Source organism: Rhodococcus sp. WS1, assembly GCF_003797745.1.
GTDB lineage: Bacteria > Actinomycetota > Actinomycetes > Mycobacteriales > Mycobacteriaceae > Rhodococcus_F > Rhodococcus_F erythropolis.
Window position 1 is genome coordinate 766,720 of the sequence record NZ_RKLZ01000002.1, and the last position, 18,978, is coordinate 785,697.

At 62.9% G+C, this 18,978-nt stretch carries 17 protein-coding genes and 1 pseudogene; 7 read left to right on the forward strand and 11 right to left on the reverse strand.

Going from position 1 to position 18,978, the window contains the following annotated elements:
- Positions 1–25: 25 nt before the first annotated feature.
- The gene (locus tag EEB12_RS16025; RefSeq protein ID WP_003946047.1) at positions 26–412 is read left to right on the forward strand and encodes a RidA family protein; all 387 of its coding nucleotides are present in this window, start codon (positions 26–28) and stop codon (positions 410–412) included.
- Between the two features lie 13 nt (positions 413–425).
- Here the strand turns inward: EEB12_RS16025 and EEB12_RS16030 are convergent, their stop codons facing one another.
- From EEB12_RS16030 to EEB12_RS16070, 9 genes are all read right to left on the reverse strand, one after another.
- Entirely contained in the window at positions 426–1,676 is a 1,251-nt protein-coding gene (locus EEB12_RS16030) for a reverse transcriptase family protein (RefSeq protein ID WP_141488106.1), read from the reverse strand.
- 240 nt (positions 1,677–1,916) lie between these two features.
- Positions 1,917–2,858 (reverse strand): ABC transporter substrate-binding protein, encoded by a 942-nt coding sequence (locus tag EEB12_RS16035; RefSeq protein WP_141488107.1) that lies wholly within the window; start codon positions 2,856–2,858, stop codon positions 1,917–1,919.
- Positions 2,859–2,900: 42 nt separating this feature from the next.
- The gene (locus tag EEB12_RS16040) at positions 2,901–3,608 is read right to left on the reverse strand and encodes a class II aldolase/adducin family protein (RefSeq protein ID WP_029256743.1); all 708 of its coding nucleotides are present in this window, start codon (positions 3,606–3,608) and stop codon (positions 2,901–2,903) included.
- Positions 3,605–4,759, reverse strand: a complete 1,155-nt coding sequence (locus EEB12_RS16045) for an LLM class flavin-dependent oxidoreductase (protein ID WP_003946051.1) — start codon at positions 4,757–4,759, stop codon at positions 3,605–3,607. Before EEB12_RS16045 ends, EEB12_RS16040 begins: the two co-directional genes overlap by 4 nt.
- Positions 4,756–5,865 carry an LLM class flavin-dependent oxidoreductase gene (locus EEB12_RS16050; RefSeq protein WP_141488108.1) on the reverse strand — a complete coding sequence of 370 codons (1,110 nt, stop codon included), beginning with the start codon at positions 5,863–5,865 and terminating at the stop codon, positions 4,756–4,758. Before EEB12_RS16050 ends, EEB12_RS16045 begins: the two co-directional genes overlap by 4 nt.
- Positions 5,862–6,905: an ABC transporter substrate-binding protein gene (locus EEB12_RS16055; RefSeq protein WP_141488109.1), complete on the reverse strand. Its 1,044-nt coding sequence runs from the start codon at positions 6,903–6,905 to the stop codon at positions 5,862–5,864. The genes EEB12_RS16050 and EEB12_RS16055 overlap by 4 nt, the downstream gene beginning before the upstream one ends.
- Positions 6,889–7,731 (reverse strand): ABC transporter ATP-binding protein, encoded by an 843-nt coding sequence (locus EEB12_RS16060; protein ID WP_029256741.1) that lies wholly within the window; start codon positions 7,729–7,731, stop codon positions 6,889–6,891. The genes EEB12_RS16055 and EEB12_RS16060 overlap by 17 nt, the downstream gene beginning before the upstream one ends.
- Positions 7,728–8,585: an ABC transporter permease gene (locus EEB12_RS16065; RefSeq protein ID WP_019746071.1), complete on the reverse strand. Its 858-nt coding sequence runs from the start codon at positions 8,583–8,585 to the stop codon at positions 7,728–7,730. Before EEB12_RS16065 ends, EEB12_RS16060 begins: the two co-directional genes overlap by 4 nt.
- 4 nt (positions 8,586–8,589) lie before the next feature.
- Positions 8,590–9,642 carry an NrtA/SsuA/CpmA family ABC transporter substrate-binding protein gene (locus tag EEB12_RS16070; protein WP_021334440.1) on the reverse strand — a complete coding sequence of 351 codons (1,053 nt, stop codon included), beginning with the start codon at positions 9,640–9,642 and terminating at the stop codon, positions 8,590–8,592.
- A gap of 247 nt (positions 9,643–9,889) precedes the next feature.
- Here EEB12_RS16070 and EEB12_RS16075 point away from each other — a divergent pair, with 247 nt between their 5' ends.
- From EEB12_RS16075 to EEB12_RS16090, 4 genes and pseudogenes are all read left to right on the forward strand, one after another.
- Positions 9,890–10,639: an IclR family transcriptional regulator gene (locus EEB12_RS16075; RefSeq protein WP_020971387.1), complete on the forward strand. Its 750-nt coding sequence runs from the start codon at positions 9,890–9,892 to the stop codon at positions 10,637–10,639.
- A gap of 117 nt (positions 10,640–10,756) precedes the next feature.
- Positions 10,757–11,227, forward strand: coding sequence for an NfeD family protein (locus EEB12_RS16080; protein WP_141488684.1), 471 nt, complete (start codon positions 10,757–10,759; stop codon positions 11,225–11,227).
- Complete coding sequence (locus EEB12_RS16085; RefSeq protein ID WP_020971385.1) at positions 11,224–12,039, forward strand: slipin family protein; 816 nt, start codon at positions 11,224–11,226, stop codon at positions 12,037–12,039. Before EEB12_RS16080 ends, EEB12_RS16085 begins: the two co-directional genes overlap by 4 nt.
- Positions 12,040–12,099: 60 nt before the next feature.
- Positions 12,100–13,336: pseudogene (locus tag EEB12_RS16090) on the forward strand (DUF222 domain-containing protein).
- 80 nt (positions 13,337–13,416) lie between these two features.
- On the opposite strand, the gene EEB12_RS16095 reads toward EEB12_RS16090, so the two are convergent.
- Positions 13,417–14,124 (reverse strand): pyridoxamine 5'-phosphate oxidase family protein, encoded by a 708-nt coding sequence (locus EEB12_RS16095; protein ID WP_021334672.1) that lies wholly within the window; start codon positions 14,122–14,124, stop codon positions 13,417–13,419.
- Between the two features lie 97 nt (positions 14,125–14,221).
- Between EEB12_RS16095 and EEB12_RS16100 the strand changes: the two genes are divergently transcribed.
- Both EEB12_RS16100 and EEB12_RS16105 read left to right on the forward strand, forming a co-directional pair.
- Complete coding sequence (locus tag EEB12_RS16100; RefSeq protein WP_084324690.1) at positions 14,222–15,607, forward strand: PLP-dependent aminotransferase family protein; 1,386 nt, start codon at positions 14,222–14,224, stop codon at positions 15,605–15,607.
- Between the two features lie 59 nt (positions 15,608–15,666).
- Positions 15,667–17,784 carry an FAD-dependent oxidoreductase gene (locus EEB12_RS16105; RefSeq protein ID WP_021334674.1) on the forward strand — a complete coding sequence of 706 codons (2,118 nt, stop codon included), beginning with the start codon at positions 15,667–15,669 and terminating at the stop codon, positions 17,782–17,784.
- A gap of 8 nt (positions 17,785–17,792) precedes the next feature.
- Here the strand turns inward: EEB12_RS16105 and EEB12_RS16110 are convergent, their stop codons facing one another.
- On the reverse strand, positions 17,793–18,851 hold the full coding sequence (locus EEB12_RS16110) for an isopenicillin N synthase family dioxygenase (RefSeq protein ID WP_019746062.1): 1,059 nt from the start codon (positions 18,849–18,851) through the stop codon (positions 17,793–17,795).
- Between the last annotated feature and the right edge of the window lie 127 nt (positions 18,852–18,978).

Below are 18,978 nucleotides of genomic sequence, written 5' to 3' on the forward strand. Positions count from 1 at the left end.
CATATTCCAACTCCGAGGAGATCTAATGGATTCATCTCAGACCGTCGAGTTCATCCCACCCGCTTTCGATACGCCGTTCTCCACCGGAGTGCGCGTCGGAGACGTTCTGTATCTGTCGGGTCAGATCGGCATGCTCCCGGACGGGACTTTGGCCGACGGCTTCGAAGCGCAGGCTCGACAGACCATGGAGAACATCGTGGCTTCGCTGATCGCTTACGGTTCCGGCGTCGAAGCAATCTTCAAATGCACTGTCATGCTTGACGACATGTCTCGTTGGCAGGAGTTCAACAAGGTCTACCTCGAGTACTTCCCGGCGTCGAGACTGCCGGCCCGCAGTGCGTTCGGAACAGACGGACTGGCGCTGGGTGCGCACATGGAGGTCGAATGCATGGCGTACACACCGCGGGTCTGACTGCTCGCGGGCACTAGCCGTCCCAATCCACACGTTCAGCCAGGCGCAGCAATGTGCGTCGGCGCGTAGTGCTGGTTTCGCCGATGTGCGCGATCCGGCCGTAGATGTGGGCGCGGAAGTTCTCGATACCGTCCCGATTCTGTTCCTGCGCAGAAGTACTGGCGGCATTGTGCAGCAGGGCACGCAAGCGATCGTAGTCGTCGCGTGGATACGACGGTTGGTCGTTGATCACCAGCCCGGTGAGGTGTTGGCGTCGATGAGGGCGCATCACCTTGGTCTTTCGTGGATGGATGGCAAACCCTTCGTCCCTGGCGATCTGCTCGACGCTCCAGAGGAGGGTTCCGACGTCGGCTACTTCAATTCCGGAGAAGGCGAGGTCGTCGGCGTATCGGGTGTAGGTGAGCCAGTTCGCTTGTGCGAGTCCACTCAAGCGGATATCGAGTTTGCGCGCGACGAGATTCGCCAGTGCAGGCGAAGTTGGCGCGCCTTGCGGAAGATGCGCGGTGCGTAGCTGTGATGCCTGTGCATACGGTAGGCCGCGCAGGGTATCGGCAGGTGTTGCAACAGTGCACAATCCGGTGAGAACTCCCGCCACTGCGGGTGGATAGCCGAGGGCGGTGAAGACGGAGTGGACGCGGCTGCCGCTGATCGAGGGGAAGAACTGCGCGAGGTCCACACCGATCACGATTTCCGACTGTGCGTGCGGCGCTGCAAAAGTCAGAGGGCTTCGACCACGGACGAATCCGTGTGCCGCGTCGTGTGGGGGCACCAGGTCGAGTATGCGGCGCAGAATCTTGCGCTGAATTTCGCGCAATCGAGGTTTCGGTACCTCGAGGAGGCGAGCGCCGGTCTTCTTGCTGATCTGCATGGGCCGGTAGTGGCGTAGCGGTAGGGGTTTCGTGCGGAGCCATTCCCCTCGGTCGGCAAACCACTCGAGTTCGGAGATCGTCAGATCCAGTGAACGAGCCAGGTCCACACTGGTGTTGTAGCGGGGAACGTCGAACCGCCACACCGAAGATTCATTGGTGTCCAGTGAGAGAGGAACAGGCCGCAGGCGAGGTAGTTCGCGAAGCAATCGGTACAGCGTTTGCGGTTCGAACGGTGGGGCGGGCATGAGGTCGAGAACGCGCACGGCCAGGAGCGTCGGGGAAACGCCGAAGACGGTTCCGAATGCCTCCTCGAGGCCGCTGAGGGTCCACGGAGCGTCAGCAGCCGCAACGGCCAGACGACGCGCCAACTCGGGATCGAGCTCGAAGTCACGCATGATTCGACTCCGGGATGCGACGGGGCGGGGTGACCAAATCCTTTGTCCGGTGCGGCGGCAAGCACGCGGAGCGTGCCGAACGCCGGTGGACGCAGTATCCAATTCTTCTGGCCGACCCAGGGGTTACCCCTGAGACTGGTCGCGTGGACCAACTCTCACCCACGCGCCGCCGCATCTCTTCACAATGGCAGACCGTTCGGTATCTGTCACGTGTGAAGCGGATCTGTCAGGTGTGGGCCCTCAGATCGACGAACGATCCGAACCGACGAACTCGCTGATCCACGGCACGACTGCTTCGCGGACGGTGACCGCCTGCGGCAGTAGTCCGTTGCTCAGCAGGAGATCGGCCGCGCGCTGCTGCTCGTCGAGGAACTCGTCGGTGACCGGGTTGACACCGAAAGGACGTCCGCGCAGTGCAGCTTCCCAGGCATTGATGCTCGCGGACCCGCCACGCTTCTCGATGTCGTCGACGAAGATCTGCGCGGCTTCGCGGGGGTTGGCTTCGATCCAGGCGTCGGATTCCTGCAGGGCCTCGATGATCGCCTGGAGGGCCTCCGGGTTGGTATCCGCGAAATCGCGCCGGGTGAACCACAGTGAGGGGTGGCTGAAGAGTCCGTCGGTGGCGATCAGCGTGCGCAGTTCGTGGTTCGCTTCGATGTCGGTCAGCCCCGGGTACGCCCCTACCCAGGCATCGATGGTGCCGTCGACGAGGTCCGCTCCACCACCGCGCACGTCGGTGTCGACAGGGACGATGTCGGACCAGGTCAGCCCCGCCTGATCCAAGGCGAACAACAAAAGTGTGGTCTGCCATGATCCGTGCGCGATGCCGACGCGCTTGCCGCGCAGGTCCTCTACCGTGTTGATCTCGGACTCTGCCTTGACTACCAGGCGCCCGTTCTCCACGCGGGGGCCGGAGATTCCGATGTAGACGAGATCGCGGCCCTGAGCCAATCCGGTGACCGGCGGCGTGAATCCGGTTCCGATCACATCGTATCCGCCCTCCTCGAACAGCCAGTCCGAGTGCAGGGTCGGCAAGGCGTTTTCCGGGTTCACTGCAGGCTTGGCGGGAAGCTCACGCAGGTCCACCCACTCGACGTCCGGGAGACGACGTTCGAGGATTCCGGTGTGGCGCAAAACGAACAGTGAATTGTTGTGTGGGAAGTATCCGACGCGAACGGTCATGAGATCTACGCTTTCCTGTTCTGAATCAGTGATGGGGGGTGGCTAGATGAGGCCGCGTCGACGCGCCTCGTCGGCGAGTCCGCTACGGCCCCACTGGACCGTGAGGTTGGACGGATCGAATTCGACTGAACCGCCGAGGGTTTCGGCGATCGCCTGGAACTGCGCGCCTTCCTCGAGGAGGACGACGAACTTCGCGAGGTCGAGCAACCCGCTGCGGCCGATGACGTTGACCCCGCCGTTGGCTTCGAAGATCGCCACCAGATCGGGATCGTGTTCGAGACGCTCGAGAATGAACTCGCCTGCAGACCGGGATCGATCGATGTGCGGCGGAATCTCTCGGGAGAGCGTCAGCCTCTGCGAAGCCGCATAGCGGATGGGCAACGTCCGATGGGTCTGGGCCCAACCGCCGAGCCACGGAGTGTGGATGTGGACAACGCTGGTGATTTCCGGATGCTCACGGAACACTGACGCGTAGCCGGTGACAAAACCGGCCGATCCGTTGCCGGACAGCACCTCTCCATCGAACGTAGCAACAACCGGTGACACCGACGGATCGTCCGCCCACGGTCCCGGGTCGTTCAGGGCGACCGCGATTTCGGTGCCGGGTACGCGTTCGACGAAGTTCACGGTCCCGTTGGCTGCAACCGTTCCGGTCTTGCGGAAGACGTCGAATGCTTTGTCTGCTGCTTTGCGCGCTTCTTCGACGAATGCTGCGGTATCGGCGTCGAGTCGAGTTTCGGTGGTGGTCATCGAGTCTCCAGTCCAGAAGGTGTGATCGGGGTGCGCTGCAGGAGGGGAAGAACTTCTTCGCCGACGCGGTATGCCTCTTCGAGATGCGGGTTACCCGCGAGGATGAAGGCGTCGACGCCCAGTTCGCGGAGCTCGTCGAGTCTTTCGGCGACCTGTTCGTAGCTGCCGACCAGTCCGAACGCCGGTCCGCCGCGGATGAGGCTGAAGCCACACCACACGTTGGGCTGCACTTCCAGATCTCGGTAACCGGTGATGTGTTCGGGCACCCACCCCTTGATGCGGGCGGCGCCCACCGAATCACCCTGCGCTGCGCGGTCGGCGGCCCCCTTGTCGACGAAGGCCCAGCCTTTCTCGATCTCGGCCCAGGCGGCTTCTTCGGTGTGCCGGGCAACGACGTCGATGCGTACGGCGAACTTCGGGGTGCGGCCCAGCTTGGCCGAATTCTCCCGCACGCCGTCGATCTTGGCTCTCAGATCGGCGTACGGTTCCAGCCAGGAAAGGTAATAGTCGGAGTGCAGTCCGGCGGCGGCGACGGCTGCTGCCGAAGATCCGGAGAAGTACACCTCGGGAAACGGCTGGCCGGCAAGTCCGGGTGGCAGTGCAGCACCGTGGGTTTGGAAGAAGCGACCGTCGAAGTCGAAAGGTTCGCCGTCCCACACACCCTTGAGGACATCGAGGAACTCGGATGTCCTGGTGTAGCGATCGTCGTGGTCGACCTTGTCGCCCCACCACAGCTGAGGCGCTCCGCCTCCGCCACTGATGATGTTGTAAACCAGACGTCCGCCAGTTGCTCGCTGCAGACTCGCCGACATCCGCGCGGCCTGCACTGGGTGAAGGAACCCTGGTTGGAACGCGACCATGAAACGGTACGTGGTGGTCTCGGCGGCCAACGCTGCTGCGGTCGCCCACGGATCCTCGGTCATCGGGAAGGACGGCAGCAGTCCACCGAGGAAGCCCGCAGACTCGGAAGCCTTTGCCACCGCGGCCATGTGGTCGATGTAGCTGTATCCGTCCAACTCGCCGCCGCGGATCGCGGGAGCGATGTTGCCCGGCCCGTATCCACCGGCATCGCCGCGGTTGTAGCGACGCGGAGTACGCAGCGACGCGTGGTCGCCTTCCATCCCGATCCGCCAATAGAAATCGATGCTCATGCGGTGGCCTTCTCTTCTCTGGTGGCCTTCTCTTCCTTGCGGATCCGACCCTCGGGATCGACCAGGTGGAGGAGATGCTCGCCCGCCCGGTGCAACTCTTCGATGTGTGGTCGACCTGACAGGACGAAACCGTCCACGCCGAGATCGCGATACGACGACAATCGCTGCGCCACTTCCTCGTAGCTTCCGACGAGGCCGATACTGTGCTCGTAGCCGATGCGGTCGAATCCGGACCACAGGATGCCGCCCCGATCGATCTCGAGTGCAGCGGAATCGGATTCTCTCAGTTGCCGTTCGACGCGAGCCCAGGCTTCGTCGGCTGTCTCCCTCGCGATGATCGGGATGAGCAGGACCTTCTCGACGGTCCTGCCGAGTTCGGATGCTCGGTCATCGAGGGTGGTGATCCGTGTCGACAACTCGTCACCGGCAAGGGTGAACTGATGGACATCGGCATGGTGGGCCGAGAGTTCCAGAGCTTCCGGTGAGTCTCCGGTCAGATGTACTCGGGGAAAACGGAGCCCCGACAAGATGCCTCGGAATCCGCCGCCGAGTACGTCGTAGTACTCGCCGTCGAAGTCGTAACCCGTGCCGCCGAATCCGCCGGGGAGAATCTGTTCCTCGTTCCACACACCGCGTGCGACGGTCAGGAACTCCGCGGCGCGCGCGTAGCGGTCGGCTCCTCGAACCACGTCTCCGCGAGCAGCGGCGTCTTCGGGGTCCGTCTCTACCTTCACTCGCCATTCGAGACGACCTGCCGACAGGCGCTGAAGTGTCGCCGACATTTTGGCGGCGTAGACGGGGGTGCCGAAAGTGGGGTGAAACTCCACGACCACTCGCGAATGACGCGTCTGACGTAGGGCGGCGGCAGCAACGATCCAGGATTCTTCGCCATTCGGATCGTACGGTGCGACAACGCCGTCGACGCCCGACAGTTCGACTGCGAGAACGATCTGTGCCAATTCGTCGAAGGGCCCGAAGTTTCCGGGGCGAACATCGGTCGCGACGGTAGTCGGTCGCTGTGGCCCAAAGCCGCCGCGACTGTTCAGCGCGGCCACGGCCCGGCGTCCGTCACCACGCGAGGGCAGCTCCCAGTAGACGTCCGTCATTCTTCTGTGCCCTTCTGCGCGGCGACAAGTGCGCGTGCCTGTTCCAGTGGTTCGTGCGCCACCCAGGACTGCAGGTCGAAGTCGGCGGCAAGGAAGCCGTGCGCATACAAGAATTGCTTCTGCACGCCGAGCAGGTCCACACGCTCGTCCGACAGGCTCAAATGCAGTCCGGTGTGGAAGTTCTCGCCGTACGCTGCCACCACACCTTCGGGCCCGGACTGTGTTTCGGTCTGCAGCACGGCTCGGACCTCGTCGATATTGGCTGCGGCCCAGTCCGCCGCTCTCAGGCTCTCGGCGAGGAAACCGACGACGATGTCCGGGCGCTGTTCGAGTAGGTCGGCATGAACCGTGATTGGTCGTGGGGTGCCGTTGTTCACGCGATCACGTAGCGATGCAGTGGAATCGAGATCGACGGCAACGGCGAGGCCGTGTTCGCGGGCAACTTCCTGGGCGCGGGCACCCTTGACGTAGATGGCATCGACGTCGCCGCGGAGCAGGGATTCGACACCCCACGTCGTGTTGCGGGTGGACGAGGCGGTGCGGACCTCGGGGGCTGCGGTCGTCGCAACCTCGACGAGGGTGACGTCGGCAAAACTCAACTCGCCCAGTCGAAGTGCGGAGGCGAAGCCGTGCAGGGCCATGGCGCGAGGAAAGCTCCTGGCCTGATCCGCAGCCCAGGCCGGGATACCGATCCGAGCGCCGGCCAGAAGACCTGCTTCGCGGATGTCGGAGTCTCCGCGCACCAGGATTGCCTGGGCCTCGTCGATCCAGGTGAGCCCGATGAGCCTCGTCGGAGAACCACTGGCACGCGCAGCCAGTGCGGGGACGTTGCCGCCTTCGCGAATGAGTCCGGAGAGATGGTGATCGAAATGGCGCACTGCCAATTCCGGTCCGGCATCTTGCAGTACGCCGAAACGCACTCCGGATTCGTTTGCCGTCCGGCCGAGCCAACCGAGACTGTTGGCGAGACCGCTGGCGGTGGGAACGGGGCAGCGGGTGTACCAGAGTGTGTCGATTGCGGAATCAGCGATCAATGTCATGACTGTCCTGTCCGTCGGGGAAGGTGCGGCCGACACCGAGTTCCTTCAGGAAACTCGCTCGGTAGCGCAAAGATTCGGGATCGTTCCGATCGCGGGGGCGTGGCAGGTCGATGTCGACGTCCACGGCAAACCCGCCCTTGTCGAGGATGAGCACGCGGTCGGCAAGTCGTACGGCTTCGTCGACGTCGTGCGTGACGAGTAGTACAGCCGGACGGTGGCGGGCGACCAGATCGCCTACCAAGTCTTGCATTTGGAGCCTGGTCAAAGCGTCGAGGGCCGCGAACGGTTCGTCGAGCAGTAATAGTTCAGGTTCGCGAACGAGAGCGCGAGCCAATGCGACGCGTTGGGCCTCGCCGCCGGAGAGGGTGGCCGGCCAGGCACGGTGCTTGTCCGCGAGGTTGACCTCGGAGAGTGCGTTGCGTGCATTGTCGGTCACCTGACGTGACCGCTTCTGTCCGACTGTGACATTGGCCAGAACTCGCTTCGACGGGATCAATCGCGGTTCCTGGTAGACGACCGTGCGGTCGCGCGGAACCAGCACCTCGCCGCTGTCCGGTGCTTCCAAACCGGAGAGCACTCGCAACAGGGTCGTCTTGCCGGTGCCGCTGGGGCCGAGGAGAACGACGAACTCTCCGCGTGTGATCTCGAGGTCGATACCTCCCAGAACAGTCTTGTCACCGAACGACTTCCGCACTCCGGTGAGTGAGACTGCCACCGGTGATCCGGCTCGTCGTTCGGCCGCAGTGGTGCCGGTCCGCTCACGCGTTGCCAACGGCGGCAGAGGTGCTTCGGAGGTAGGCAGCGAGCCGACGGTCGTGTTCGTCACCGCGCCACCGACAATCTCCGCCACGGCATGGAGTACCGCTCGATCAGCCTGACCACGGCGTCGAAGATGAGACCCAGCGCCGCGTACATGACGATGCACAGAACCATGTAGTCGGTACGGTTGTATTCCTGCGCCAGGGTGACGAGGTATCCGATGCCCTCACGTGTGCCGACCTGCTCGGCTGCGATCAATCCGGTGATGCTGAGCGACAGGCAGATTCGAAGCCCCATCAGAACGCCGGGGAGGGCGGTCGGAAGAATCGCTCCGAACACCAGTCGCCAACCTGTCAGTCCGAAACCCTGTGCCGCTTCCACCATCTTGCGATCGACCCCGCGCACACCGAGGTAGGTGTACGCGTACATGGGGGCGACGGTCGCGACCGCGATCAGGACCACCTTGAAAGTTTCGTCGATACCGAACCAGGCGATGAACAACGGAACGAGCGCGAGGAACGGGACCGCGCGATTGATCTGCATGGTCGAGTCGATCAGTTCTTCGCCGAGCGAGGAGAGACCGGAGAGAACCCCGAGCACCAATCCGACGATCACACCGACCGAAACACCGAGTGCAGCACGTTGAAGCGACGCGAGACCGAAGTCGACCAACTGACCCGACTGGTACAGCTCGGCGAATGCCGTCCACACCGCCGGAGGTCCGGCCAGGATCTCTTCGCGGATCAGTCCGGTAGCGGATCCGATCCACCATCCGGCAACCAGCAGCGCGGGCACGAGGAAGCGGAGGGGGATCGAGACCCACTTGGGCCTGCTGCGATTGCGCCGGTAGCGGGGCGTTTCGAGTTGCGGATGCTCCACCGACGGCGACGCCGTTCGTGCGGGCCGGGTCAGCGTCACCATCGGGTCACTTCCCCTCGGTGGTGGGCGCTGCCGCTGCCGAACCTGCCACAGCACCCTGGAGGTCGAAGATCACGTCGCTGCCCTCGAGGGGCTGCTGGATCACCTTGTTCTCGGCGAACAGCGTGGAGATGGATTCGAGGTCGGTAGCGTCGGCTGCAGTCGGGTAGCGGAAGTTGGTGATCTGGCCGCCGAGGGTGATCGCGTCGTCGAGTCGCTGTCCGGAGAGTGCACGCGGACCGGTCTGTTCGAAGACGTTCTCGAAGGCTGCTGGGTCGGCCTGCTGCTTCGCGGTGAGTTCCTGGGTGACCTCGAGGAACTTCTGGACAACCTCGGGATGGGCTTCGAGTACTGCGGTGCGGCCGGCGATGATGGTGCTGTCCACGGAGTCGATGCTCGCCTCGGTTGCGATCTCGACCGCGCCCTTGGCCTTCGCCTCCTGATACGGAATCAGGAACGATGCCCACGCGTCGACCTGCCCGGTGGAGAACGCCGACGCCGCGTCAGCCTGTTGCAGCGGAACGCGTTCGACGGAATCGATCGGCACTCCGGCCTGTGTCAGGGCCTTGAGCGTGATGTACTCGCCCTTACCTGCAGGGTTGACGGCGATGCGCTTGCCGGCCAGATCTGCGACGGTCTTGATTCCGGATTCCGGAGTGGCGATGATGCCGGCCTGGTCCTTGTTGTACGGGTCGGACGTGGCGAAGATGCGGACACCCACGTCCTTGGACAGTGCGCCGACGACGGGACTGTATGCGCCGGTTTGGATGTCGAGTTCTCCGCTGTTGAACAGTTTGAGGTTGGAGCTGAATCCCGGTGTGGTCTTGACCCATTCGATCTTTGCGCCCAGCGGTGCCAGCGCCTCGTCGTAGGTTCCGTCACGCTTGCCGACGGCGATGGCACCGGAGTTTCCGGGATCGAAGACTTTGAGCGTGAAGTCGGCGCTGGAATTGCCTGCGGCGCTGTCGGAATCGGAAGACCCACACGCCACCGCCAACCCGGCCAGCGGGATCATGGCGAGCGCAGCGGCAGCTCGTGGCAGTCGGCGGAAGCGGGACATGTATGTGGCTCCTTCAGGCGTTGATTCGTCAGAACTGACGACGATGACGCTATTGGGTGCGTGTCTGTTTTACCCCCGTTTGTTTTCTGTAGATTGGAAATCTTGACAACATCGGAAGTCTGTTCATCTGGGCTTTTGTGGGTCCGCGTCTGCTTCCTTTCCACCTGACGGAAAGGATGGCCGGACTGCTGGGTCCGTGTTAGCGTCCGATTCTCAGGTCGATCAGGCCACAGCGAAAGGATCGTTCGTGACGGACGCACGCGGCGCGGGAGTTCAGACGGTAACCCGTGCCCTGACCATGCTCACATGTTTTCGCAGTGGCGAAGAACTGGGAGTCTCGGAAGTTGCGCGGCGACAAGAGCTTGCGGTCAGCACCACGCATCGATTGCTGCAGTCGCTCGTCGACGCGGGGTTCCTCGAGAAGGACGACGCAACCAGTCGGTATCGCATCGGCGCGGCGCTTGCGGCCTACGGACAGGTCTCCTACCGGCAGCATCGGATCTATCTGTCCGAGCCCTATTTGGAGCAATTGGCCGCGACGACAGGAGCATCCGCCTCCCTGGCAGTGCGAAGTGGAAGTGAGGTGGTGTTGCTCGGATTCAGTCGGTGGCGCGAGGCCGACGGGCACGTGCTCCAGGGTGTCCGCCTTCCCTTGCATGCGAGCGCACTCGGGAAAGCGTTTCTGGCGTGGTCCGATGTCGACGATTCCGAGCTCGCTGCGCTGCCACGTGAAGCGACCACTCAGCGTGCGATCACCGATGTTGCCGGTATCCGCCGGGAATTGGAACTGACTCGTGAGCGAGGATACGGATTCAACGACGAGGAGTTGACCCCGGATTACCGAACGATCGGAATTCCGATCATCGATGGATCCGGCACTGTGCGTTACGCTCTCGGGCTTCGTGGTCCGGTCGAGCTGATGATCGACGAACGGATTCCGTTCCTCGCCGACCTTGCCAAGGTGACTGCGCGACAGATCGGTGAAGTGCTTCTCTGAACTGGCGTGAAGTGCTTGTGGCAGATCCGGCCGAACGTGATTACCGTTGAAGCCGAGGGCGCGATCGCACAATGGCTACGCGACGTGACCGCGTCCTCGCGAGCGTGGAGACGAGTGATGACGACGATCGGTGTCGTTGCCCTGGTGCTGGGCGTCCTGTTGATCGTGGTCGAGGCGCATGCCCCAACCGCGGGGGTGCTCGGTGTGCTTGGAGCACTCATGATCGGTGCCGGCGTCTGGATGCTTTTCACATCCGACGGTATCGGGCAATTGATCGCGATCCCGGTGACGGCGGGGGTCGCGGTAGTCGGCCTGGGCGTGGTGGCGGTAGCGAGTCGAAAAGCGCTTACCGCGCGCCGCGCTCCCGTGCGTACCGGGACGGAATCTCTTGTCGGTTCCGACGCGACCGTTCGCAGTTGGACGGGCGTGCAGGGGCAGGTCGAGCTTGACGGCGGATTATGGAGTGCTCGAATGGAATTCGGGTACGACGACTCTGTGCCTGCCGTGGGCGAATCCGTCGTCGTAGAGCAGGTACGAGGCCTGACTCTGAGAGTGCGCCGTCGTGAACCGTGGGAGCTGCCGCTATGACCACCGTGCTTGTCGTGTTGTCCGTGTTTGTCGTGCTGATTGCAGTCCTTGTGGGAATGTCGGTGAGAGTTCTGCGCGAGTACGAGCGCGCGGTGGTGTTCCGCCTCGGCCGATTGATCACCTTGAAAGGCCCAGGCCTGGTGATTCTGGTGCCGGCGATCGATCGTATGGAACGGGTCAGTCTGCGAACCGTCACGCTGAAAATACCGGTCCAAGAAGTGATTACCCGCGACAATGTTCCTGTGAAGGTCACCGCCGTCACGTACTTTCGGGTCGTCGACGCTGACCGTTCGATAGTCGAAGTCGAGGACTTTCTGGCCGCCACCTCACAGATCGCCCAGACCACACTGCGCTCCATCCTCGGTAAAGCTGAGCTGGACTCGCTGCTATCCGAACGTGAACGCCTCAACGAGGATCTGCAGAAAGTCATCGACCAGCAGACCGAACCGTGGGGCGTCAAGGTCACGACCGTCGAGATCAAGGACGTCGAGATTCCAGCCAACATGCAGCGCGCCATCGCCAGGCAAGCAGAGGCCGAACGTGAACGTCGAGCCAAGATCATCAACGCCGACGCCGAGTTTCAGGCTTCGGCCAAGCTCGCCGAGGCGGCCGAGGTGATCAGCCGCAATCCGACCACCCTGCAATTGCGATATCTGCAGACACTTCACGAGATCGGTAGCGAGAACAACTCCACCGTTGTCTTCCCCTTGCCGCTGGATCTTGTCCGGCCCTTCATGGGCGGCCAAGCGGAGGTTTCCACAGCCACCCAAGAACATGCCCGTTCTGTCTGGAATGCGAAAGTTGTTGATTAGCAGCTAGTTTCATCTCGATATTCTCTTGTATTCGAAACTGTGTTCGAATATGATTGCTGCATGGACAGTCGGGATGCGTGGCAGCTGGATGGCGAGGACCTCAAGAGTGAGGTTCTCGATCTGGTGCGCGCCCGGCACGAGTTGCAGTCGCAGATGGTGTTGCTGATCGTGGAGATGTTTTCCCGTGAGGTTCTCGGTGGGAAGGGTTTTCGGGCGATCGCGCAGTGGTTGCATGGTTCGACGAATTTGGAGATCGGTGAGTGCAGTCTGCTGGTCGGGTTGGCGCGGTTGTTGATGCTCGAACCCGTGGTGGCGGATGCGTTTCACCGCGGTGATGTGGATGCGTTGAAAGCCCGTCAGGTGGCGTCGTTTTGTCAGCATCCACCGAAGAACATGACCCTGGCAGATGTGGACAAGGCTCGCGGAATTCTGTTGGGGTTGGCGTCGAAGAACATTGCCGATTGTGATGCGGTGCGGGCAGCGATTCGGCGGATCGAGAAGCAGTACGGAAAACGCGAGGACGGTGTTCCGGTCGGCGAAGATTCGGAGCGCAACGAGTTCTACGCCTCGAAAGGCCTGTACGGCAGAGTAACTGTGAAGGGCGATCTGGATGCTGTGAACGGGGCCCGTCTGATCACGTTGTTGTCGAGTTTGTCGGCGCCGACGCCGGAGAAGGACGGTGTGAAGGACACGCGTACTCCGGCATTACGGCGTGCGGACGGGTTTTGTGAATTGTTGCGCCGGTATGAGCGGGCGGGGTTGGGTCCGATCGAGGGCGGGGTGAAACCGCACATCACGGTGACCGCATCGGCGAAAGACATGACGGACCTGAAAGTTCTGAAAGACCTGTTGCCGTCCACTGAGGAGTTGGTGTTTGCGTGGACGGATTGGGAGGGCCGATCAGTATCGACACTGCCCGGATGTTGGCCTGCGACTGCACCGTCACCCGAATTTTGTTGGATGAAAATGGTGTTCCGCTCGACTGCGGTAAGGAAGCGAGAACAGCAACGGTGCCGCAGCGGCGGGCGTTGGCAGTTCGTGATGGCGGTGTGCGTTCCCGGGATGCGGGACTCCGTCGGGGTGGTGCGATGCCCATCATATCGTTCACTGGAACGATGGTGGCCCAACAGATCTCGACAATCTGATCTTGTTGTGCGGTCATCACCACCGGACGATGCACCACACGGAGTGGCGGGTGGAGATCGGACCGGATCGAAAAACAGTGTTCTATCCACCGATGTCGATCGATCCGTTCCAGCAGCCGATCGGCGGGAACAGCCCACCCACAGCAGCCTGAACGGGCGCAACTGAATACGTACACACCGGGGCATAGCCATGCCCCGGTGCGAGCTGCGTTTGTCGGACTCGCGTGTGCGGTCAGAGCATCGTCGAGATATGGTCCGGAAGCGCGACACCTGAGTCGAGATCCTCGGACGGGATCGGTTCACCGAAGTGCGTAGCTGCGGGAACTACTCCAGCCCAAACGGTTTCGACACCAATGTCGGCGGCATCGTCGCCGGGGCCGCCGGTGCGGGCCTTGACGGAAGCCTCGTACAACGGCAGTGCAAGAACGATGGTTGCCGCCATTTCCTTGCGCGTGTGATCCCGCAAGTGTTGGGAACGTCCGGGAACCACCTGGTCGACGATCAGATTCAAAGCCTTCACTCGCTCGTCGCCGTCGGTCACGACTCGAGGTGATCCGATGATGACGCCGCTGCGGTAGTTCATCGAGTGGTGGAAGCCCGACCGCGCCAACACGAGCCCGTCGAGGATCGTGATGGTGATGCAGATTTCGCTGTCGGGAGCCAAGCTTCGCGAGGCCACCGAGCCGTGAACATAAATAGACCCGCCGCGGTCAGGGCCGTCGAGGTCGAACCCGTACGCGGTGGGAAACACCATGGGAACTCCGCCGACGTTCACGCCCATGTGGCACAGCTTCGCGGACTGCAAGACGTCGACGAGTGCCGCGCGTTCTGCGACGCCGTGGTGGCGGGCGCGCTTGTGCGTCGTACGTGCTGTCGGGGACAGCGGAATAGGTGCAGTGGGGGCAGGAGCAGGGGCAGCAAAGACAACGGAATCTGTCATGCAGACAATGCTGGTGGCAAAGTGGCTTCAAGTCATGGTCCAATCAGTGGAGACTTCGATAGGCCACTTCGATTTTTCACTTCCGAGAGGGTTCTGAATGTTTCTTCCTTCGGCGGTAGCCGTCGTCCTCGACCGGACAGATCGGCGGGCGCTCCCGATCCAGATTGCCGACCACCTCAGAGCTGATATCCGCAGTGGTAAGGCGTCAGTGGGACTGAGGTTGCCCAGTTCCCGGAAGCTGGCGGCGGAGCTCGAGGTGGCGCGGGGCGTCGTGGAACGGGCGTATGAGCAGTTGATTGCCGAGGGTTGGCTTGTCGCTGTGCACGGCTCGGGCACCTTCGTTGCCGAGGCGCCCTCTCCCGTGGTCACTCCCACGACTACACCGAAGAAGACCGCCGACAAGATGTCGCCCAGGGTGCAGCTCCGGCCAGGCGTGCCGTGGACGCCGCCGCGTGCATCGGCAGCGTGGCGGCGGGCGTGGCGTGACGTCGGGTCCAAACCGCCACCATTCGAGGATCCCGATCCTGCGGGTGACTACGAATTGCGTTCGGCACTATCGGAATTGCTGGCAAGAGCCCGCGGAATGTCGGTTGAACCCGAGAGAATCCTGATCACCTCAGGTGCCACGCATGGTCTCGGCCTCGCCCTGTCGGCTCTGCGTACCCGTGGTGCTGTTCTGGCGATGGAAGATCCCGGGTACCGGTATGCGTCCTCGGCCGCAACAGCCTGTGGATGGTCGCTACTCGACGTGCCCGTCGACGCTCATGGTCTCTGTGTCGACCAACTCGAAACGGCGTCGGAGGGCGTCCGCGGTGTGTATGTGACACCGTCCCATCAGTATCCGACAGGTGGGCTGCTTCCGGTAGGTCGGCGCAACCAGTTGATCGAGTTCGCACGCGCCCGCGACGTCGTCCTGTTCGAGGACGATTACGACTCCGAATTCCGTTACGACGTAGCGCCTTTGCCTGCGCTCGCCCAGTTGGCTCCTGATCGGGTGGTATATCTCGGAACGGTTGCCAAAACGCTCGGCGCCGGAATTCGATTGGGCTGGTTGGTAGCTCCCCTCGACCTGGTCGACCGCATAGCAGTACACCGCAAGCGAATCGGCGACTTCCCGTCGGTTCCGCTGCAGCAAGCACTCTTGTCCCTGCTCCGTGACGGCGAATGGGATCGAGCGGTACGTACCGCCCGGCGCAGGTACCGCGAGCGCGATCGGGCGGTCGAGGAAGCACTGTCATCGTTCGGTGAACTGCGCGGACTCGGCGCCGGCATGCACACGACGCTCATGCTCGACGCGGATCTGGCAGCCACCGTCGCTCGCGAGGCACTTGAACTCGGCGTCGAAGTGCCCACCCTGGTCGAGTCCACCCGAACGCACGGAGACCCCGGCGGATTGGTCATCGGCTACGGGCGAGTGGAATCCGCGGACCTCGAATATGCGCTCGAGGTGATAGCCGAGTGCCTCGCACGTCACAGCGCGTGAAGTCTCGTTGATCGGGAGTGCGGCAACGGATGGGCGTGGTCCAGTTCTAGCGTCTGCTCGTGACGATCCGAAGCCAGACCTTTCCGCACCTGCTCGCACCAGGCACCATCGGCCCGATGACCGTGCCCAATCGCGTGGTTCTCCCTGCGATGGACATGAACCTGTGTGAAGACGGGGAAATCGAAAAGGGCGACATCGACCACTTCGTGGCTCGTGCGGCCGGTGGAACGGGTCTGATCATCACCGGTTGCTGCGCTGTTGCGTACCCGCTGGGCTGCACCAGCCGCAAGGAACCGGGGCTCTCCGAAGACCGGTTCATCCCCGGACTCAAAGCGCTGGCCGACGCGGTGCACGACGCAGGCAGCAAGCTCTGTGTGCAGATGACACACCACGGCAAGGTGGCGCGCATCGATACCCTCGACGGCCGACCGCAGCTGGTCCCGTCCACACCGAAGCCGCCGGGTGACATGAGTGCGATGGCCGATTGCACGCCCGAAGAACTGGGCAAGATGGCTGCCATCAACGAGGGCAAGAGGGCGACCTACCACGAGGCCACCAAGGAAGATCTTGATTGGCTCGTCCGCATGTTCGCCGAGGCTGCCGGACGAGTGAAGGCGGCGGGCGGCGACGCCGTCGAGATTCACTGTGCCCACAACTACGTCCTCGGAGCGTTCCTGAGTCGGTACACGAATCAGCGCAGCGATGAGTACGGAGGTTCCATGGAGAACCGTGCACGCCTGGCTTGTGAGGTCATTCGGGCGGTCAAGGAGGAGGTCGGCGGTGCGCTTGCCGTCATCGTGCGTCTGGCCGGTCAAGAGTACGGCGAAACCGACGGGCTGACCGTCGACGAGGCTGCTGCGGCCGCCAAGATGTTCGAAGAGGCCGGCGCTGACGCCATTCACGTCACCGGTACCGCGCTGAATGCTTTTGCCAACTTCACCGACGGCCCCCTGCCCGACAAGGTTGGCTACTACACGGACAATGCAACGCGAATCAAGCAGGCGATATCGATCCCCGTGATCACGGTCGGACGTATGCTCCCCGAGGTCGGCGAGAAGATGATCGCGGAAGGTCGCACGGACTTCGCCGCGATGGGCCGCCAGCTCCTGGCCGATCCACAGCTGGTGAACAAACTCAAAGACGGTGTACCCGAGCGGGTTCGGCCTTGCATCAATTGCTACGTCTGCGTGCAGGAGAACTTCTGGGACGAGACCCCGCTGTGCGCGGTGAACCCTGCCCTGGGCAACGAAGCGCTGCTCCCCTTCGTTCGGACCAGCACCCCGAAACACGTTGTTGTGGTCGGAGCGGGCCCCGGTGGTCTCGAAACGGCTCGCGTGGCCGCTGAACGTGGGCACCGAGTCACGGTGTTGGACAAATCCGATCGTCTCGGCGGCACCCTGTGGTTCTCGAGCCTCACTACCCCGGACAACGGGCGTCTGCTCAGCTGGTTGAAAGTGGAAATCGAGCGTCTCGGTGTCGATGTTCGACTGAAGACCGAAGCCTCGGTTGCTTCGATCCGGGCATTGAACCCCGACGCCGTAGTCGTGGCCACCGGTGCAGTTCGTGAGCGGCCTAGCGTTCCGGGCGGTGATCTCCCACACGTGCACACCGGTGATTCGTTGCGCGCGTTGATGACCGGAGCGGGAGACGTCTCACAGGTGCCGCCGTTCCTGCGGACGATGGCCAAGTTGGGCAAGCTGTCCGGTATCACCAAGAGCCCCGCGGCGATCCGAGCTGTGACCCGCAAGTTCCTGCCCATGGGTAAGGACGTTGTCGTGATCGGTGGTTCGCTTGTCGGACTCGAGCTTGCGGAGTTCCTGGCCGAGCGAGGTCGCAATGTGACGCTGATCGAAGAAGGCCAGCAGTTGGGTATTCCGATGGCGATGCCGCGCCGCTGGACGGCTGTGCGCCACGCCAAGCATGTCGGTGTGGACATTCACCGCAATTCAACGGTGCAGCGAATCACCAAGGAGCACGTCGAATTCCGTTCCAGTGACAAGACACTGACCGCTCCAGCCGACATGGTTGTCGTCGCATCGGGGGTGTCAGCGCAAGCGCCGCTGGCCGACGCTCTGATCGGCGTCGTCTCCGACGTGCACGTGGTCGGTGACGCGGTGAACGTCGACTACATCGAAGGTGCGATGCACACGGCGTGGAAAGTTGCGATGGATCTTTGACCCATCCCCTAGGTAGCGCTTTGTGCCGCAACGATGTCCGGCCACCATCGGGCCGCGACATCGGGGTGCGCGCGTAGTCGACTCTTGAGGGCGTTCGCCCCGTAGGAATCGTGGATCGGGTTGTTCGCGTCCACGGTGACGCCGGTGGCGCGCGCCGCCAGCTCGGGTGGTAGGTCGAACTCCGGGATCTGCGCTGCGTAGTTCGGGTTGAAGAAGAACGGCACCGAGATACGTTCACCGTCGCCCTCGGGTGAAACTACCCGGTGCACAGTCGCTTTCAAGTAGCCGCCGGTAGCGACCTCGAGAAGTTCGCCGATGTTGACCACCAGCGCCCCGTCGATCGGCGGTGCGTCGATCCAATCGCCGTCGTGCTCGACCTGCAGACCGCCCTTGCCCGGTTCGACATAGAGCAGTGTCAGTACACCCGCGTCCTTGTGCCCGCCGACGCCCTGGGAGCCGGCACCTTTCGGGCGGCCCGGGTAACGCACCACCTTGATGAGGATCGACGGATCGTGAGCGAACGCGTCGTCGAAGATGTTCGCATCCTGGCCCAGGGCTACCGCCCATTCGCGTAAGAGGCTCAATGCGATCGAGGTGAGTGTGTCGTTCCACTCGGTGATGACGTCGCGGAGTTCGGGAAGGGCGTCGGGCCACTGGTTGGGACCCTGCAGGATCTCCCAGGCCGGTGAGGTGTCGGTGCGCTCGGCCGCGGGCTGTTCGGCGCCGATGTCGATCTGCTCGCGCCAGTCCTGCTTGCCTTCGGTCAGTTCGCCGCCGAGCCTGGTGTACCCACGGAAGTGCGGGCTGCGGACGTTCTCGATCGCGAGCTTCTCGGCAGTCGGAAGTGCGAAGAACTCGCGGGCGACGGCGAGGAGGCGTCGCTGCAGTTCGTCGGGAATTCCGTGGCCGACCAGGTAGAAGAATCCGACCTCGTGGGTGGCCTCGCGGAGCTGAGTGCGGAACTGCTCGGCGGTGTCGGGGTTCTGCGCAAGCGACAGATCGAGCACTGGCAGCGACGTAATCGACATGGGGTCCTCGATCCGTGTGATGGTTCTGATGTCCATCATTCCACGCTGATCGGCACCCGGACCCGCGCGGCGATTCGGCAGCCGCAGGCGTGATTACCCGCGCGGATGCGGAAACACCCTGCGGATAACAGAATCGGGGCCTTGCGCCGTTGGCGCAAGACCCCGA

Coding starts and splice junctions, on each gene's coding strand:
- EEB12_RS16025 (WP_003946047.1), top strand. CDS start 26: ATGGATTCATCTCAGACCGTCGAGTTCATCCCACCCGCTTTCGATACG.
- EEB12_RS16030 (WP_141488106.1), bottom strand. CDS start 1,676: ATGCGTGACTTCGAGCTCGATCCCGAGTTGGCGCGTCGTCTGGCCGTT.
- EEB12_RS16035 (WP_141488107.1), bottom strand. CDS start 2,858: ATGACCGTTCGCGTCGGATACTTCCCACACAACAATTCACTGTTCGTT.
- EEB12_RS16040 (WP_029256743.1), bottom strand. CDS start 3,608: ATGACCACCACCGAAACTCGACTCGACGCCGATACCGCAGCATTCGTC.
- EEB12_RS16045 (WP_003946051.1), bottom strand. CDS start 4,759: ATGAGCATCGATTTCTATTGGCGGATCGGGATGGAAGGCGACCACGCG.
- EEB12_RS16050 (WP_141488108.1), bottom strand. CDS start 5,865: ATGACGGACGTCTACTGGGAGCTGCCCTCGCGTGGTGACGGACGCCGG.
- EEB12_RS16055 (WP_141488109.1), bottom strand. CDS start 6,905: ATGACATTGATCGCTGATTCCGCAATCGACACACTCTGGTACACCCGC.
- EEB12_RS16065 (WP_019746071.1), bottom strand. CDS start 8,585: ATGGTGACGCTGACCCGGCCCGCACGAACGGCGTCGCCGTCGGTGGAG.
- EEB12_RS16070 (WP_021334440.1), bottom strand. CDS start 9,642: ATGTCCCGCTTCCGCCGACTGCCACGAGCTGCCGCTGCGCTCGCCATG.
- EEB12_RS16080 (WP_141488684.1), top strand. CDS start 10,757: ATGACGACGATCGGTGTCGTTGCCCTGGTGCTGGGCGTCCTGTTGATC.
- EEB12_RS16085 (WP_020971385.1), top strand. CDS start 11,224: ATGACCACCGTGCTTGTCGTGTTGTCCGTGTTTGTCGTGCTGATTGCA.
- EEB12_RS16095 (WP_021334672.1), bottom strand. CDS start 14,124: ATGACAGATTCCGTTGTCTTTGCTGCCCCTGCTCCTGCCCCCACTGCA.
- EEB12_RS16100 (WP_084324690.1), top strand. CDS start 14,222: ATGTTTCTTCCTTCGGCGGTAGCCGTCGTCCTCGACCGGACAGATCGG.
- EEB12_RS16110 (WP_019746062.1), bottom strand. CDS start 18,851: ATGATGGACATCAGAACCATCACACGGATCGAGGACCCCATGTCGATT.